Source organism: Proteus sp. fly-1067, from assembly GCF_040139345.1.
GTDB lineage: Bacteria > Pseudomonadota > Gammaproteobacteria > Enterobacterales > Enterobacteriaceae > Proteus > Proteus vulgaris_B.
Genome location: NZ_JBEEUL010000001.1, coordinates 504,423 through 520,630, shown reverse-complemented (window position 1 = coordinate 520,630; position 16,208 = coordinate 504,423). Strand labels below are relative to the sequence as shown.

Sequence of the window (16,208 nt, the reverse complement as noted above, 5' to 3'; positions counted from 1 at the left end):
GTGTTACTCCTAAATAGCCGCGCGCAATGCTTCTTTGATAAGCGTTTCACTATCTGAACCCAGTTTTGCTACTTTACTGATCATTTTTGCTGCTTCTTGTGGTTTATAACCCAATGCGATTAATGCAGCAGAAGCTTCAGCTTCAATATCAGCCACTTTTGGTGCTTTAGGCGAAGCACTTTCTGGTAATTCAATATCGCTATTTTCGAATAAATCACCATTAAGACCCTTAAAGCGGTCTTTCATTTCAACCACTAAACGTTCTGCTGTTTTCTTACCTACGCCCGGTAATTTTACTAATGAAGTGATAGATTCATTTTCAATGGCGGTCACAAATTGGCGAGCAGACATACCAGATAAAATGGCTAAAGCGAGTTTAGGTCCCACACCATTGACTTTAATTAATTCACGAAAGAGTGCGCGCTCTTGTTTTTGGTTAAAACCATAGAGTAATTGAGCATCTTCACGCACGATAAATTGCGTATAGATAATGGCTTCTTGGCCAATATCAGGCAGTTCATAAAAACAGGTCATTGGCATATTAATTTCATAACCTACACCATTACCTGCCTCGATCAGCACCACTGGTGGCTGTTTTTCAAGAATAATTCCTCTGATACGACCTATCACCCTAACGCCTCCGCAAATATATTTACGCCAAGTTTATAACATAAAAAAAGCTGGACGTATATCCAGCCTGTGAAAAACCAAAGACATTTACCAAGATAACAACTTATCTTAATCGACCTCGCGTTAAAACCAATCGAGGATCACCCACACGTAATAAATTTTGGTTAAAGTGGCAATGTGTAATAGCAATTGCCAAGGCATCAGCGGCATCTGATTGTGGTGCAGCAGATAACTTTAATATTGAACGCACCATATGTTGCACTTGGCTTTTTTCGGCAGCGCCTGTCCCCACAACCGTTTGTTTAACTTGGCGAGCTGCATATTCAAAAACAGGTAAATCGTTATTTACTGCAGCCAGTATCGCCACACCTCGTGCTTGCCCTAGTTTTAATGCAGAATCCGCATTTTTAGCCATAAACACTTGTTCAACCGCAAATACATCAGGCGAAAATTGCGTAATTATTTCGCTAACACCTGCATAAATACGTTTAAGTCGATTAGGAAGGTCGGGAACTTGTGTACGAATACAACCACTTCCCAAATAGATAAGTTGTCGCCCTTGTTGTCGAATTACACCGTAGCCTGTAACACGCGAACCGGGGTCTATACCTAGAATGATAGCCATATCAATTCCTGTTGCCGATATGGTCGATGGCGAGAGAAAAGAGCAAGAAAATCTGCTCTGCTCTTCTCTTCGCACTTTTTAATAACAGCAATCAAAACTGTTATTTTCGATAATCGTTATAACGATTACAGGATATCTTCCAGTTGTTTTGCAACTTCATCAGAGATATCACCGTTGTGATACACTTCCTGCACGTCATCACTATCTTCTAACATATCAATAAGACGCATTAGTTTTGGTGCTGTTTCAATATCCAATTCTGCTTTTGTTGATGGGATCATGGAAACTTCTGCAGCTTCAGCGACAAAACCAGCCGCATCCATTGCATCTTTCACTTCACCAAATGATTCTGGTGTAGTGTAAACATCTATAGCGCCATCATCATAAGTTTCAACGTCATCCGCACCTGCTTCTAATGCAGCTTCCATCACAGCATCTTCATCAACACCTGGTGCGTAAGAAATTACACCTTTTTTGGTGAAAAGATAAGAAACTGAACCATCCGTTCCTAAGTTACCCCCTGTTTTGGTAAATGCATGGCGAACATCGGAAACAGTACGGTTACGATTATCACTTAAGCATTCAACCATCACAGCAGTACCCGCAGGGCCATAGCCTTCATAGATGATAGTTTCCATATTATCATTTTCATCATTACCCACACCGCGTGCAATCGCACGGTTTAAGGTGTCACGAGTCATGTTGTTTGATAATGCTTTATCAACTGCCGCACGTAAACGTGGGTTAGTTGCAGGATCACCACCACCTAAACGTGCTGCTGTAACTAATTCACGGATGATTTTAGTGAAAATTTTACCGCGTTTTGCATCTTGTGCTGCTTTACGGTGTTTTGTATTGGCCCATTTACTATGACCTGCCATGAAAATATCTCCAAACGTGGTCTAATCATTAAATAACAAATTCTTCAATCGCTTGCTGATTACTGGTGGATTTTGTTAATTTTGCCGCCAGTGGTGCGTCGAGCCATTGATATTGGGAATGTTCAGTTAGCACAAGTTCTCGCTCTGCGGGCAGTGCTAACGTAAACCAATGTTCCTGACAATCTGTCACATCGGGTGCATAACGATGCCGAAAATGTGAAAAAATTTCAAAAAGGACTGAGCGATGACAATCCACCAGCTCAAGATTTTCTTTTATGATATCAATTCCAACTTCTTCTTGCACTTCACGTAACGCAGTTTGAAAAGGCGCTTCGTTCTCTTCTAAACTACCCGTCACCGATTGCCAAAAATCCGGATCATCTCGACGCTTAAGCATAAGCACCCGTTTGGTCTCTTTTGCATAAATAACAACTAAAACGGATATCGGGCGCTTATATTTCATTATTTACTCTTTATCTTCGCTAACTTCTTTTTGAGTTACCGCAATTGCTAGCTCTTTTAAAGAATCAGCATTAGCAAAACTTGGTGCATTAGTCATTAAGCACGCTGCTGCTGTTGTTTTAGGGAATGCAATAACATCACGGATATTATCAGTTCCAGTTAGCAGCATCACTAAACGGTCTAAACCAAAGGCTAAACCTGCATGTGGCGGTGTACCAAATTTAAGTGCATCTAATAAGAAACCGAATTTCTCTTGTTGCTCATCTGGCGAAATACCTAAAATACTAAATACCGCTTGTTGCATTTCATTACGGTGAATACGCACAGAGCCACCACCAACTTCATAACCGTTGATAACCATATCGTAAGCATTTGCCACCGCACCTACTGGGTGTGCTGTTAATTCTGCTGGAGAGAGATCTTTCGGCGAAGTAAATGGATGGTGCATTGCACTTAAACTACCCGTTTCTTCATCTTCTTCAAACATTGGGAAGTCGATAACCCATAATGGTTTCCATGCATTTAAGTCTGTCAGTTCAAGATCACGACCCACTTTCAAACGCAGAGCACCCATTGCATCACTCATAGTGCCTTTACGGCCTGCACCAAAGAAGATTAAATCACCATCAGTTGCAGCCGTTGTTTTTAAAATAGCGTTAACAACATCATTAGTTAGGAATTTAGCAATTGGGCTTTGTACACCTTCAATACCTTTAGCACTTTCGTTGACTTTCATCCACGCAAGGCCTTTAGCACCGTAAATACCAACAAATTGTGTATACTCATCGATATTTTTACGAGTTAATGATGCGCCACCTGGCACACGCAATGCGATAACACGGCATTTTTCATCATTGGCGGCTTGTGCAAATACACTGAACTCAACATCTTTGACTAAATCAGCAATGTCTTTGAGTTCCATTGGGTTACGTAAATCAGGTTTGTCTGAACCATAACGACGCATTGCTTCAGCAAAGGTCATAACAGGGAATGCACCTAAATCAACATTAAGAATATCTAACCATAATGCGTGGATCATGCGCTCCATCACTTCGCGCACTTGATCTGCACTCATGAAAGAGGTTTCAACATCGATTTGTGTAAATTCAGGCTGACGGTCAGCACGCAAGTCTTCATCACGGAAACATTTTACGATTTGATAGTAACGATCAAAGCCAGACATCATTAACAGCTGTTTAAAAAGCTGTGGTGATTGTGGTAATGCGTAAAATTTACCTTTATGTACACGACTTGGCACTAAATAGTCACGCGCACCTTCTGGTGTTGCTTTTGTCAGCATCGGGGTTTCAACATCAAGGAAACCTTCACCATCCATAAAACGGCGAACGAAGCTTGTGATTTTAGCACGGGTTTTTAAACGATCAGACATTTCAGGGCGACGCAGGTCTAAATAACGATAAGTTAAACGACGCTCTTCAGTATTTGTTTGATTGCTATCTAACGGTAATGGCTCTGAACGGTTAAAAATAGACAGAGATTCTGCCGCTAACTCAATTTCACCTGTTGCCATATTTTTGTTAACTTGGCTATCAGGGCGAGCGCGTACTGTTCCTGTGACTTGAATACAAAATTCATTACGCAGTTCTGATGCCTGAGAAAATGCCTCTTTCTGCTCTGGGTCAAAGAAGACTTGAACAATACCTTCGCGATCTCGCATATCAATAAAGATAAGCCCACCTAAGTCACGGCGACGGTTAACCCAACCACAAAGAGTCACTTTTTGGCCCACATGGGCACTATTCAACTGCCCACAATAATTAGTACGCATACAATATCCTTTTACTCAGCTTGTTGTGCTTTCTGCTGCGGAAATTTTGGCAATAGTCTTTTTCGAGTAGTGTCAAAAAAAAGGCAGACATTATAACGAAAATTCTTCCTAGAGATAAGAGTATAGACCTAGTTTATATGATACATCTTTTCAAGGATTTGCTAATCCCCAAACAATTAATTAATAATAATTATTTATAGCGACAGAAGTCGCTTTGAGGTTTATCATTAAATTCGCCGTTTTTTGGCTTTGGCAATGGAGAAAAGATGGTTAGCTCGCTTTATATCGTACTGGGCGCACTATTATTGATTAAATTGTCCCTCAATGTTGTAAAACTCAGAACACAATATCGGGTTGCTTATGGTGATGGTGGCTTTTATGAATTACAAACAGCCATCCGTGTTCACGGCAATGCGGTAGAATATATTCCTATTTCTATGATCTTATTACTGGTCATGGAAATGAATGGTGCTTTTGTTTGGATGGTACACATCTGTGGCTCAATTTTAATCGCAGGTCGCTTTTTACACTCTTATGGATTAAAACACCGTGAACTTCGTTGGCGTCGTTCAGGCATGGCTGCCACTTATTTATCAATGGTATTGATGATCATTGCTAATATTTATTTCCTTCCTTGGATACAAATCTTTTCCTTTTATTACTAAGTCCTCGCGGGAATAACATGATCATCCATGATCAAAACCGACATCCTTGCTGTTGTGTCTAATAACGGCAAGGTATCAAAAAGGTTTATTTATTTTTTCCAATTTCTTTCTAAATAATGCAACTTTGTGAGCACCGTCGCTTCTGGTAGAATGCTTGCTTCTTTTATTCCTTAAACCTATTTTAGTTATGTCGAATTCAAAATCATCACAACAAGACAGCTTATTTGCGACACCTATTGCAAACCTTGGTGACTGGCGCTTTGATGAAAAAGTCGCTGAAGTATTTCCTGATATGATAAAACGCTCAGTGCCTGGTTATTCAAATATCATCTCTATGATTGGTATGCTTGCAGGTCGCTTTGTTACACCCAATAGCCAAGTCTATGATTTAGGCTGTTCTTTAGGTGCAGCAACCCTTTCTATGCGCCGCAATATTAGTGTGACAGGCTGCAAAATTATTGGTGTTGATAATTCACCCGCTATGGTAGAGCGTTGTCAACGCCATATTGATGCCTATAAAGCAGATACCCCCGTCGATATTATCGAAGGTGATATTCTTGATATTGAGATCACTAATGCCTCAATGGTAGTGCTTAACTTCACCTTACAATTCTTAGCACCGAGCGATCGCCAAATATTATTAAACCGCATTTACCAAGGCCTTAACCCTGGTGGTGTGTTAGTACTTTCTGAAAAATTCAGTTTTGAAGATAAAGAAATTGGTGAATTGTTGTTTAATATGCACCATGATTTCAAACGCGCTAACGGTTACAGCGAATTAGAAATTAGCCAAAAACGTAGCATGTTAGAAAATGTTATGCTGACAGATTCTGTCGAAACCCATAAAACTCGCTTACATAATGCGGGTTTCCCTCATGCAGAAGTTTGGTTCCAATGTTTTAATTTCGGCTCTCTTTTAGCGATTAAAGGCAATAACTAATGATTAATTTTGGCTCGTTCTATCAACTTATTGCGCAAGATGAGCGCTTATTTCATTGGTTAGATACATTACCGGCTCAATTATCAGAATGGCGCTCAAACGCGTTACACGGTCACTTTTCTTCATGGGAAAGAATGCTCGATGGTTTGCCAGAAATAATCCCTACAGAACTTGATTTAAAAAATGGAGTAATTGCCAATAAAACACCTACATTAAGTGCAGGCGAACAACTGGGTTTAAATAATATTCTGAAATCCTTAATGCCATGGCGAAAAGGCCCTTTCTCTCTTTATGGGGTCGATATTGATACAGAGTGGCGTTCAGATTGGAAATGGGAGCGTGTTTTACCTCACCTTTCCCCTCTTGAAGGCCGTTTAGTGTTGGATGTAGGTTGTGGTAGTGGTTATCACATGTGGCGAATGCTAGGTGAAGGGGCTGAGTTTGTTGTGGGGATCGACCCTACTCAACTTTTCTTATGCCAATTTGAAGCTGTCAGAAAATTATTAGGAAATGATCAACGTGCACATTTAATTCCTGTTGGTATTGAACAAATGCCAGAATTAAAAGCCTTTGATACCGTATTCTCAATGGGCGTACTTTATCATCGTCGTTCACCGCTTGATCATTTATGGCAATTAAAAAATCAATTGGTTTCGGGCGGTGAATTAGTATTAGAAAGCCTCGTTGTTGATGGTGATGAATTTCAATGTCTGATCCCAGGTGAACGTTATGCACAAATGCGTAACGTATACTTTATTCCATCAGCAAAAATGCTAAAGGTTTGGCTAGAAAAATGTGGTTTTAAAGATGTACGTATTGTCGATGAAAACACAACCTCTCTGGATGAACAGCGTAAAACAGATTGGATGATAACAGATTCATTAGATGCGTTCTTAGATGCTGATGATAAAACAAAAACGGTTGAAGGTTATCCAGCACCTAAGCGTGCGATATTAATTGCCACCAAGCCTTAATTTTTTATTGTGATCTAAAGGGATATCAAGTTATTAAATATCCCTTTCTTTCATAATATTCATCTTGTTTTTTTATTAAAGACATCTTATACGTCCTCTTATTTGCAGATGAACGATTAAAGAAAATTATGGCAAAGACACCAAAAAGCAAAGTTGCAACCCAAAAGGAAATAACACAAAAAAAACAACACGCTCTTTTACAAAAAAATAAGCGTCAGCAATATGATGATCCTATTTTTTCGTCCTTTGTAGAAACCACACCAGCAAAATGTCTCCCACTAACACCATTACAACGTGGGGTACAATTCTTTTTTTCATTATTTGACTACACCACACAACTTTTATATATCGTTTTTATTATTACCGTTTGGTGGTTTCCTGAACATTTCTCAGTTCAAACAATTTATAATCTAACCGTTTTATTTTTATTTGAGTTTATTCTCGTGCACTCAGGTGTTTTTATGGCTGCATTTGCTCGTACTAAGCTTATTTTTGCCCTTATTCCCTTTTATGGAATATTTGCACTTATTATCAATAGTATGATTATGGGTGATGAAAACCTGATTATTTGGCTCTATGCTGTGATTGTTGCCAATCGAATTATCAATGGTTACCAAGTAAAAACTAAAGAAGAAATGGGGAAGAATTTATTCTATTCTGCACTATTAGTTTTAAATTTTATGCTATGCCTTTTTTCTGTCATGATTTTTAAGTTTTTAGTCCCTTATGGTGGATTAACGCCCCAATATTTAAATAAAATTGACTATCTTTATTTAATTCCTCAACATAGCGATTATTTTAATGTTCCACATATTGGCATGGCTTACGGCGCTCTATTTTATGGTATACCTTTAGCTTGCATTACCTACATTAATATATTATCAATTTATAAACGTATAATGTTCAAAATAAAAGCTCGTAAAATAAGAACCACACGCAGATAATCTTATTCGGCGCTTGTTGTTCATCTTTATTCATGCTTAAATACGCGCGTTATCTATTCAATTACTTCTCTTTTTAAAAAGGCACTTCCCTACGATGAACTAAATTCTGCCAGAAAATTTCTCAAATACCTTTTTGGTATTCATTTTCTGTTACTGGCAGACAATAATTTATTTCGTCGCATCTAGAAAAAGATCTCGGCTGTCTGCCACCTATTTCGCTTAGGAGGTATTACTATGACAATAGCCTGTCACTTCTCACAACTTACTATCGAATTTAATCAAGAGCGCCTTTTTCCACCATTAACTCGTTCGTTGACTTGTCAGCAAAATGCATTAATCGGTCATAATGGTAAAGGAAAATCCATACTACTAAGATTATTGGCACAAAAAATAACGCCTTCATCTGGGCAAGTTGATTGGAATATGCCTTTTGTTCACGTTGATCAATTAACCCGGTTACAAGGTGATACTCTTGCTCAAGCGTTAGATATTCATGAAATTTATCATGCATTCCAACGCGTTGATGCAGGTATTGCGACATTAGAAGATATTGAGTTACTTGATGGCAAATGGCAGCTTCCTGTTACGTGGCAGAATTTATTAGATTCAGCACAACTCCCTGTCGTATTAGATACCCCTATTGCGAATTTAAGTGGCGGAGAACAAACTCGTTTAGCACTTTGTCGCGCTTTTTTATGCGAGGAGAGTTTTCTACTCTTAGATGAGCCAGATAATCATCTTGATTATCAAGGACAACAGTGGCTAATAAAACAGTTGGCTCAGCACAAAGCAGGCTCTCTTATTGTTAGTCATAATCGAAACTTACTCACTTATGCCGACACTACTTTAGAGTTAAGTGAAAAAGGTTTATCTGAATATGGTGGAAATTATGCTTTATATGAAACACAAAAAAGCGCAGAAATAGCATCGTTGGAAGCCGTAAGTGATCGACTAAACAGCCAAATTAAAAATGAAAAACGCCAACAACAAGCTACCTTGCAAAAAGCAACGCAACGTAAACGCCAAGGTGAATCAATCAGACAAAGTGGCTCTCAGTGCCTACTTCTGCTAGATATGCAAAAAAATAGAGCAGAGCAACGCCAATCGGCAGTGGCAAAACGGCATCAGCGTGTAATAGAAGATATGCAATCTAAAAAACAAGGTGTTGATGAAGAAAAAGTGCATGTTCATCAGCAAAAAATAGTATTGAATTACCAAAGTGATGGGTATCGTTTAAATGTATTTGTGGATAATCTTCAGCTTCCGTATGGTTATCAGCGCCCTATTTCATTTTCAGCTTACAGTAATGAGCATTGGCATATTAAAGGTAAAAATGGATGTGGAAAATCGACATTATTAAAATGTCTGATCCAACAATTTAGCCCACTCTCTGGTGAGTTTCGTCTTAATAAAGACTTTTGTTATCTTGATCAGCATCTTGCTTTGCTTGATAAAACATTGCCTGTTGCACAGGCGCTGCACCAATATCAACCCGCTATTTCTATCGAGCAATGGCGAACACGACTGGGTATGTTAAGGATCAGAGGTGATAAGTCATTACTCCCTCTAGAAAAACTAAGTGGTGGCGAACAATTAAAAGCAACGTTATTAGCTTTAACACACAGCCCTATTCCTCCTGCGGTATTATTGCTTGATGAACCAGATAACCACCTTGATATTGGCTCCAAACAATTATTGGAAAATTTACTCGTTGAATATCAAGGTACATTATTACTGGTTTCCCATGATGAAGCCTTTGTTGAACGTTGCGGTATAACACATACCTTAGTATTAGATGAGATTGCATAAAAAAACTGCGCTATAAAAGGCGCAGTTTTAAAATCTGTCACTAAAGCTAATTAAAACTAAGAAGCTAATGGCGTATAAATACTCATAATATCTTTCATTGCTTCAACGGTATCTTCATCCACACAATAATGGGTAAACTCATCAACTTCACTGTCTGAGCTCATTGTGACACCTGCTTTACGATAAATCATGGTTGAGGGCGCGACCTTACCCGCAGAACTATGTATTTCTTTTAAACCTGCATCCAAGAATTTTTGGATATTACTTAATCTTACGCCAGCTCCTGCCATAATGACCGGACCTTGTGTTTTTTCATTTAATGTTCGTAATAAAGGTAAACCTAATTCCGCATTCGCCTGCTGGCCTGATGTTAAAATACGAGAAATACCTAACTGTGTCAGTTGTTCTAACCCTAATAATGGATTAATACACATATCAAAAGCACGATGGAAAGTAATAGCTAAAGGGCCAGCAAGCTCCATTAGAATTTCCATTTTAGGCAAATCAATATGTCCTTCTTCATTCAATAAGCCAACAACGGCGCCTGGAAACCCCATATCACGAATTAGGCTAATATCATTTTTCATTGCCGAGAAATCAGCTTGTGTGTAACAAAAGTCCCCCCCTCGAGGGCGAATAATAGGATGAACGGGAATACGAACCAGATCTCTGACTTGTCTTAGCATTCCAAAGCTTGGCGTAATGCCACCTTCTGATGGACTAGTGCATAGCTCAATTCTATCCGCACCTGCTCGTTCTGCCACCAGCGCACACTCTGCGCCAAAACAACAAATCTCCAACGTAGCCATATCATCCCTCTTTATCCTTAATACAGAAAGTAATCAGAAAATAAATATCATTTCTCAGCGATTACTAACAATAGTTGTCGAATATCTCTATTCATTCAATTCCACTATCAGAGTTTTGTGCTGACACAAGCAAACTATTTTCTGAAAGTGTCGTTCAACACTCACTTTGTACAATTTCAAGTAACGAATAAGGATGATATTTCACTGTCACTTTACTATTAGAAATAGCCACCGTGGGATTGGGCAAGCGTTCTTTTTCACCTTTAGGTTCACTGATTTTCAAGCTAATACCCTCCGGCAAAGGAGATGGTAAAAATGACATAACGTTATTAACTAAATCAGAAGGCTCAACAGGGATCACTTGCTCAATATGCTCCCAACCTTGGTACTTATATATTTTATGGGTAGGGAATGGTAATTCAACAATGGAAACAGCTTGATTTAAAACCGTTAATGGCGTGTCTAATTGAAAAAGATAAATTGGACGTCCGTTAATAATATTATCAGAAATACACTTTCCACATTGGCTAAGCCCTTTTCGCCATTGTTCAGCCAATGTTAAATCGTGACAACGTAACGAAATATGGTCAATAAGATAAAGTGTGAAATTTAAACCTAACTGATTGGCAAGCTGTGTCATTTTTTCTTCAAACTGTGGAAGCTCGTGAGTTAAATCATTTAATTGAGGGATTGAAGAAAATAACGCCATTTTGAGTAACCTTAATGAAAAAACAGAGAAAAAACCTTAAAGATAAGGTGCAGATGGTAGCATGTTCTAGCCGGAATATGTTATAAATTCAAGGTTAATCCTAATTCTTTATAATAAACCTGTCAGGCTTTTGTCGTCAGGTTTTATTTTCTCAATAATTTAAGGTAACCCGGTGAATATTCAGGCTTTTCTTTCAGAAAAAATCAGTGTGGCAATGTGTGCTGCTGGCGCACCCGCTGATAGCGAACCACTTGTCCGCCAGTCAGCCAAAGTGCAATTTGGTGACTATCAGGCAAATGGTGTCATGGGAGCAGCAAAAAAAATGGGGATCCCACCCCGACAACTCGCAGAGAAAATTCTGGAACAGCTTGATATTACAGGTATTGCAGATAAAGTTGAAATCGCGGGCCCTGGTTTTATCAATATCTTCTTATCGCCACTATGGGTTGCAAAGCAAGCAGAAGACGCATTAGTTGATGAACATCTGAATGTAACATCTGTTACACCTCAAACTATTGTTATTGATTATTCTTCTCCAAACGTTGCAAAACAAATGCATGTCGGCCACTTACGCTCTACGATTATTGGTGATGCAAGTGCGCGTACATTATCTTTCTTAGGTCATAACGTTATTCGTGCTAATCACCTCGGTGATTGGGGTACGCAATTTGGTATGTTAATTGCGTATTTAGAGAAAAAACAAAACGAAAATGCCGCAGATATGGCGTTATCTGATCTCGAAGAATTCTATCGTGAAGCAAAAAAATGCTATGACGAAGATGAAGTCTTTGCAGAGCGCGCGCGTAATTATGTTGTGAAATTACAAGGCGGTGATGAGTATTGCCGTACAATGTGGCGCAAACTTGTTGATATCACAATGCAACAAAACCAAGTGACTTATCAGCGTCTTAACGTCACATTAACCGAAGATGACATTATGGGTGAAAGCCTTTATAACCCAATGTTACCTGGTATTGTTGCTGACCTAAAAGCAAAAGGCCTTGCTGTAGAAAGTGAAGGTGCAACGGTTGTTTTCCTTGATGAATATAAAAACAAGGAAGGCGAACCTATGGGTGTTATCGTTCAGAAAAAAGACGGTGGCTACCTTTATACAACAACCGATATTGCTTGTGCTAAATATCGTCACGAAAATCTACATGCTGATCGTGTTCTCTATTATATCGACTCTCGCCAACATCAGCATTTAATGCAAGCATGGACAATTGTCCGTAAAGCAGGTTATATCCCTGATTCAATGTCACTTGAACACCATATGTTCGGCATGATGTTAGGTAAAGACGGTCGTCCATTTAAAACACGTTCTGGCGGTACTATCCGTTTAACGGATTTACTCGATGAAGCGCAAGAAAGAGCCCGTACATTAATTGCTGAAAAAAATCCAGATATGGATAAAGACGAATTAAATAATGTTGCTCGCGTTGTCGGTATTGGTGCTGTGAAATACGCTGACTTATCTAAAAACCGCACAACAGATTACATCTTCGATTGGGATCTGATGTTAAGTTTTGAAGGTAATACCGCACCTTATATGCAATATGCTTATACTCGCGTTGCTTCAATCTTTAAACGTGCTGAAATTGATGAAAACACATTAACTCAGCCGATCACATTAGTACAATCTCATGAAAAACAACTTGCATTACGTTTAGTGCAATTTGATGAGACCATCATGCAAGTTGCTCGTGAAGGAACTCCTCATGTGATGTGTGCTTATCTCTACGATCTGGCACAAACCTTCTCTGGTTTTTATGAAAACTGCCCTATCTTATCTGCTGAAGATGAAAACACTCGCCAAAGCCGTCTAAAACTGGCGCGTTTGACCGCGAGAACCTTAAAACAAGGTTTAGATACTTTAGGGATTGAAACGGTCGATAGAATGTAATTAGCTTAAGCTCGCAAATTACAGAAACAAAAAACCGATGGCATTTGACCATCGGTTTTTTTGTACATTCATTATTTATTCGATATAGCTAAAAAAACACTTCAAACAATCACTCAATCTAACTTCCAATGCTACTTAGTCATTAATCTTCATTAGCCGTTATAACATCCTGACACAATAGTCCTCTGATATCTTTTGCTTCAATCCAACCATCAACACTATCTATTGGCTTGCTTGGGCTATAAAAGCGGTCGTTAACGTCTTTAGCTGTAAATGACAGTTGCTCATTCGTTTTATCAAAGACACCCACACAGTTAACTGGCGTTAATTTTGAAGTGTTAATTTTTCCATCAGCAGTACAACCAGCAAGAAATAACGTAGCTAATGATACAGAAATGATAATTGCTTTTTTCATAGTAGCTCCTTGACACTCTTTTATTTTTATTTTTACTAAAAACCATCTAATTGATTATTTAGTAGTCTTTAAACTAGAAATATCTAATAGTTTATAACTGCCTTGAGTATAGCGAACATATAGAGAAATATTTGAGTTATTGAGCTATTAATGAAAAAAATAAGAACTATTGCGAAGGATTTGAAAAGAGAGGGAAAAACAGAAAACAATGGCGGATAAATGAAAACAATAATTAGTGTACCATACCGAATTACCAGTAATCTAATTATCTAATAATAATAGATTTAATATTAATTTCATTATTCACGCGACTTATTGTTTACTGCTTATCCCCAGCAATCGTATTACCTATTTGAAGCGCAGACAAAATAGATATGATCACTTTCAGTAGTACTGAACGATAACAAGCAAATAACTTTACAGTCACGGTTAATCTACCTGAATAAAGAAATAATAATATGTCTTAAATCAAAAAAATCAAATATTTTAAAATATACTGCAATATTTTGAAATATTTGTAATATCTCATCATTAAGTAAGAAATATTTAACAGATGTGTCATTTTTTAAACCTAAACAACACCAGAGAGTTTATCTAAAAAAAGATAATTCGTCAAACCGTAAGTGCTTAGAATATAGCGTCTATTTTTTTACTTTATGTAGAATAACAGTATAGGTAAACAAATTGTCTAAAGATATTCGGTATGAATAATGATTAGATTATTTTATGTATCTAGCTTGAAAAACGCTTTCCAATGCCGAAAAACTGTATAAATCATTCAGAAATTGAAAAAAAAATTTAATAAAAAAATAATGAAGAAAAAAAATTTCTGCGTTTTTTTTATTCTATTTTTCTTTTTGGATGACATAGAGATAATCTAACTAAATACCAAAAATGTGATCAATATTGCATTATAAATAGTCTAGAAATAGAGAAAGGTTCTAAATGAGAGGATTGGCACTGATAAAAATATTGTTAATTTTAACCTCCCTGCTTTTATACAAAAAGCAGGGAGCGTATTTTATGAACTATAAAGCACGTAATGAAAAATGACGAGGTCTAAAACCTAATACATACAAGGCCACAAAATAACTGCCAGCCCCAACCACAACGACGAGTAATAGACGTAAAATACGCATAAGCATACTTCCGATATCCCAGCTTGGCATGATCCATAACATTCCAACTAACACAGCCCCCATGACCACCAACGCAATTGTTAGTTTTAATAAAAAGACTGGCCACCCCGCCAAAGGTTGATAAATATCTTTTTTACGTATTTGCCAAAATAGCATTGAGGCATTAAAACAAGCTGCAATACCAATCGAAAGTGCAAGACCAACGTGTTTTAAGCTACCAACAAATGCGAGATTCATTAATTGTGTCAGTATTAGTGTTGCGATAGCAATTTTTACAGGCGTTTTAATATCCTGTCGAGAATAGAAACCAGGCGCTAAGATTTTTATGATAATAAGGCCCATCAACCCAACACAATAAGCAATTAACGCTTGTTGTGTCATTAACGCATCATGAGCATTAAAATTACCGTACTGGAATAAAGATGCCGTTAACGGCCCTGATAATACAGCTAAACCAATCGTACAAGGTAGTGCTAATAAAAAGCACAGTCTTAATCCCCAATCCATCAATTTTCTATATTCTTCAGTATTACCACTAGCAAAACTCTTCGATAATGAAGGTAATAAAATAGTGCCTAATGCAACCCCTAACACACCTGTCGGTAGCTCCATAAGACGATCAGCATAATACATCCAAGAAACCGACCCTGACACTAAGAAAGAAGCAAAAATTGTATTGATAATTAAAGATATTTGACTAACTGAAACACCTAAAATAGCAGGCCCCATTAATTTTAAAACACGCCAAACACCACTGTTTTTAAATGAGACTCTAGGTAGTACAAGCATACCTATTTTTTTCAAATGCGGTAATTGATAACCAAGTTGTAATATTCCTCCAGCAACAACCGCCCATGCCAATGCCATAATTGGTGGATTACAATAAGGCGCAACAACCAAAGCAAAAAATATCATACTGACATTAAGTAATGTTGGTGCAAAAGCAGGTACTGAAAAACGATTCCATGTATTTAAAATAGAGCCCGTTAATGAAGCCAAAGAAATAAGAAAAATATAAGGAAAGGTTATTCGTAATAAATCAGTCGTAAGTTGAAATTTATCTGGTGAGCTACTAAATCCTGGCGCAGTGACATAAATGACCCATGGTGCAGCAATAATACCAATCACCGTAACGACAGCAAGGATCAGTGTTAGCATACCTGAAACATAAGCAATAAAAGTACGTGTTGCTTCATCACCTTGCTGACTTTTATATTCAGCTAATATTGGCACAAAGGCTTGAGAAAATGCCCCTTCTGCAAAAATACGACGAAGTAAATTAGGTAATTTAAACGCAACAAAAAAAGCATCAGTTGCCATACCTGCGCCAAAAATACGCGCAATGATTGCATCACGAATGAATCCTAAGACCCGTGAAAACATAGTCATGGAACTCACTGCGGCCAGTGATTTAAGTAAATTCATAAAGTTATTCTAATTTTTGTTGAATGGAATAAAAAGAAAGGGACTATACTCCGTCTCTAACATCGAAAAATCAATCATCAATTGGCTAA

15 protein-coding genes are annotated in these 16,208 nt (G+C 37.9%); 6 read left to right on the top strand and 9 right to left on the bottom strand.

Features of this window, described 5'->3' with window-relative positions; genetic code table 11:
* Nucleotides 1–9: 9 nt before the first annotated feature.
* The 5 genes from ruvA to aspS form a co-directional block, all read right to left on the bottom strand.
* Nucleotides 10–630 carry a Holliday junction branch migration protein RuvA gene (ruvA, locus tag ABN217_RS02415; protein WP_115349830.1) on the bottom strand — a complete coding sequence of 207 codons (621 nt, stop codon included), beginning with the start codon at nucleotides 628–630 and terminating at the stop codon, nucleotides 10–12.
* Nucleotides 631–733: 103 nt separating this feature from the next.
* Nucleotides 734–1,255, bottom strand: coding sequence for a crossover junction endodeoxyribonuclease RuvC (gene ruvC, locus ABN217_RS02410; RefSeq protein WP_006536599.1), 522 nt, complete (start codon nucleotides 1,253–1,255; stop codon nucleotides 734–736).
* Nucleotides 1,256–1,380: 125 nt separating this feature from the next.
* Nucleotides 1,381–2,136, bottom strand: coding sequence for a YebC/PmpR family DNA-binding transcriptional regulator (locus ABN217_RS02405; protein ID WP_072068212.1), 756 nt, complete (start codon nucleotides 2,134–2,136; stop codon nucleotides 1,381–1,383).
* A 28-nt stretch (nucleotides 2,137–2,164) separates the two neighbouring features.
* The gene (gene nudB / locus ABN217_RS02400; RefSeq protein ID WP_349459022.1) at nucleotides 2,165–2,599 is read right to left on the bottom strand and encodes a dihydroneopterin triphosphate diphosphatase; all 435 of its coding nucleotides are present in this window, start codon (nucleotides 2,597–2,599) and stop codon (nucleotides 2,165–2,167) included.
* A 3-nt stretch (nucleotides 2,600–2,602) separates the two neighbouring features.
* Complete coding sequence (gene aspS / locus ABN217_RS02395) at nucleotides 2,603–4,387, bottom strand: aspartate--tRNA ligase (RefSeq protein ID WP_349459021.1); 1,785 nt, start codon at nucleotides 4,385–4,387, stop codon at nucleotides 2,603–2,605.
* A gap of 266 nt (nucleotides 4,388–4,653) precedes the next feature.
* Between aspS and ABN217_RS02390 the strand changes: the two genes are divergently transcribed.
* The 5 genes from ABN217_RS02390 (at nucleotide 4,654) to ABN217_RS02370 (ending at nucleotide 9,719) form a co-directional block, all read left to right on the top strand.
* Nucleotides 4,654–5,052 carry an MAPEG family protein gene (locus tag ABN217_RS02390; RefSeq protein WP_023582071.1) on the top strand — a complete coding sequence of 133 codons (399 nt, stop codon included), beginning with the start codon at nucleotides 4,654–4,656 and terminating at the stop codon, nucleotides 5,050–5,052.
* Between the two features lie 187 nt (nucleotides 5,053–5,239).
* Nucleotides 5,240–5,992, top strand: a complete 753-nt coding sequence (cmoA, locus tag ABN217_RS02385) for a carboxy-S-adenosyl-L-methionine synthase CmoA (RefSeq protein WP_349459020.1) — start codon at nucleotides 5,240–5,242, stop codon at nucleotides 5,990–5,992.
* Nucleotides 5,992–6,966, top strand: coding sequence for a tRNA 5-methoxyuridine(34)/uridine 5-oxyacetic acid(34) synthase CmoB (gene cmoB / locus ABN217_RS02380; RefSeq protein ID WP_115349832.1), 975 nt, complete (start codon nucleotides 5,992–5,994; stop codon nucleotides 6,964–6,966). The genes cmoA and cmoB overlap by 1 nt, the downstream gene beginning before the upstream one ends.
* Before the next feature lie 128 nt (nucleotides 6,967–7,094).
* Entirely contained in the window at nucleotides 7,095–7,910 is an 816-nt protein-coding gene (locus tag ABN217_RS02375; RefSeq protein WP_349459019.1) for a hypothetical protein, read from the top strand.
* A gap of 234 nt (nucleotides 7,911–8,144) precedes the next feature.
* On the top strand, nucleotides 8,145–9,719 hold the full coding sequence (locus ABN217_RS02370; protein WP_349459018.1) for an ATP-binding cassette domain-containing protein: 1,575 nt from the start codon (nucleotides 8,145–8,147) through the stop codon (nucleotides 9,717–9,719).
* 56 nt (nucleotides 9,720–9,775) lie between these two features.
* On the opposite strand, the gene cutC is transcribed toward ABN217_RS02370, so the two are convergent.
* A complete protein-coding gene (cutC, locus tag ABN217_RS02365) occupies nucleotides 9,776–10,528 on the bottom strand; it encodes a copper homeostasis protein CutC (RefSeq protein WP_196554175.1) in 753 nt (250 codons plus the stop codon).
* A 154-nt stretch (nucleotides 10,529–10,682) separates the two neighbouring features.
* Nucleotides 10,683–11,237, bottom strand: a complete 555-nt coding sequence (locus tag ABN217_RS02360; RefSeq protein WP_196554174.1) for a VOC family protein — start codon at nucleotides 11,235–11,237, stop codon at nucleotides 10,683–10,685.
* Between the two features lie 172 nt (nucleotides 11,238–11,409).
* Between ABN217_RS02360 and argS the strand changes: the two genes are divergently transcribed.
* On the top strand, nucleotides 11,410–13,140 hold the full coding sequence (argS, locus tag ABN217_RS02355; RefSeq protein ID WP_196554173.1) for an arginine--tRNA ligase: 1,731 nt from the start codon (nucleotides 11,410–11,412) through the stop codon (nucleotides 13,138–13,140).
* Between the two features lie 142 nt (nucleotides 13,141–13,282).
* Here the strand turns inward: argS and ABN217_RS02350 are convergent, their stop codons facing one another.
* Both ABN217_RS02350 and murJ read right to left on the bottom strand, forming a co-directional pair.
* Nucleotides 13,283–13,555 (bottom strand): hypothetical protein, encoded by a 273-nt coding sequence (locus ABN217_RS02350; protein WP_072068221.1) that lies wholly within the window; start codon nucleotides 13,553–13,555, stop codon nucleotides 13,283–13,285.
* A 1,028-nt stretch (nucleotides 13,556–14,583) separates the two neighbouring features.
* Nucleotides 14,584–16,119, bottom strand: a complete 1,536-nt coding sequence (gene murJ, locus ABN217_RS02345) for a murein biosynthesis integral membrane protein MurJ (protein WP_196554172.1) — start codon at nucleotides 16,117–16,119, stop codon at nucleotides 14,584–14,586.
* Nucleotides 16,120–16,208 lie beyond the last annotated feature (89 nt).

Excerpts from the sequence above, each read along its gene's own strand:
- ruvC (WP_006536599.1), bottom strand. The coding sequence starts at position 1,255 with ATGGCTATCATTCTAGGTATAGACCCCGGTTCGCGTGTTACAGGCTAC.
- ABN217_RS02405 (WP_072068212.1), bottom strand. The coding sequence starts at position 2,136 with ATGGCAGGTCATAGTAAATGGGCCAATACAAAACACCGTAAAGCAGCA.
- nudB (WP_349459022.1), bottom strand. The coding sequence starts at position 2,599 with ATGAAATATAAGCGCCCGATATCCGTTTTAGTTGTTATTTATGCAAAA.
- aspS (WP_349459021.1), bottom strand. The coding sequence starts at position 4,387 with ATGCGTACTAATTATTGTGGGCAGTTGAATAGTGCCCATGTGGGCCAA.
- ABN217_RS02390 (WP_023582071.1), top strand. The coding sequence starts at position 4,654 with ATGGTTAGCTCGCTTTATATCGTACTGGGCGCACTATTATTGATTAAA.
- cmoA (WP_349459020.1), top strand. The coding sequence starts at position 5,240 with ATGTCGAATTCAAAATCATCACAACAAGACAGCTTATTTGCGACACCT.
- cmoB (WP_115349832.1), top strand. The coding sequence starts at position 5,992 with ATGATTAATTTTGGCTCGTTCTATCAACTTATTGCGCAAGATGAGCGC.
- ABN217_RS02375 (WP_349459019.1), top strand. The coding sequence starts at position 7,095 with ATGGCAAAGACACCAAAAAGCAAAGTTGCAACCCAAAAGGAAATAACA.
- ABN217_RS02370 (WP_349459018.1), top strand. The coding sequence starts at position 8,145 with ATGACAATAGCCTGTCACTTCTCACAACTTACTATCGAATTTAATCAA.
- cutC (WP_196554175.1), bottom strand. The coding sequence starts at position 10,528 with ATGGCTACGTTGGAGATTTGTTGTTTTGGCGCAGAGTGTGCGCTGGTG.
- ABN217_RS02360 (WP_196554174.1), bottom strand. The coding sequence starts at position 11,237 with ATGGCGTTATTTTCTTCAATCCCTCAATTAAATGATTTAACTCACGAG.
- ABN217_RS02350 (WP_072068221.1), bottom strand. The coding sequence starts at position 13,555 with ATGAAAAAAGCAATTATCATTTCTGTATCATTAGCTACGTTATTTCTT.
- murJ (WP_196554172.1), bottom strand. The coding sequence starts at position 16,119 with ATGAATTTACTTAAATCACTGGCCGCAGTGAGTTCCATGACTATGTTT.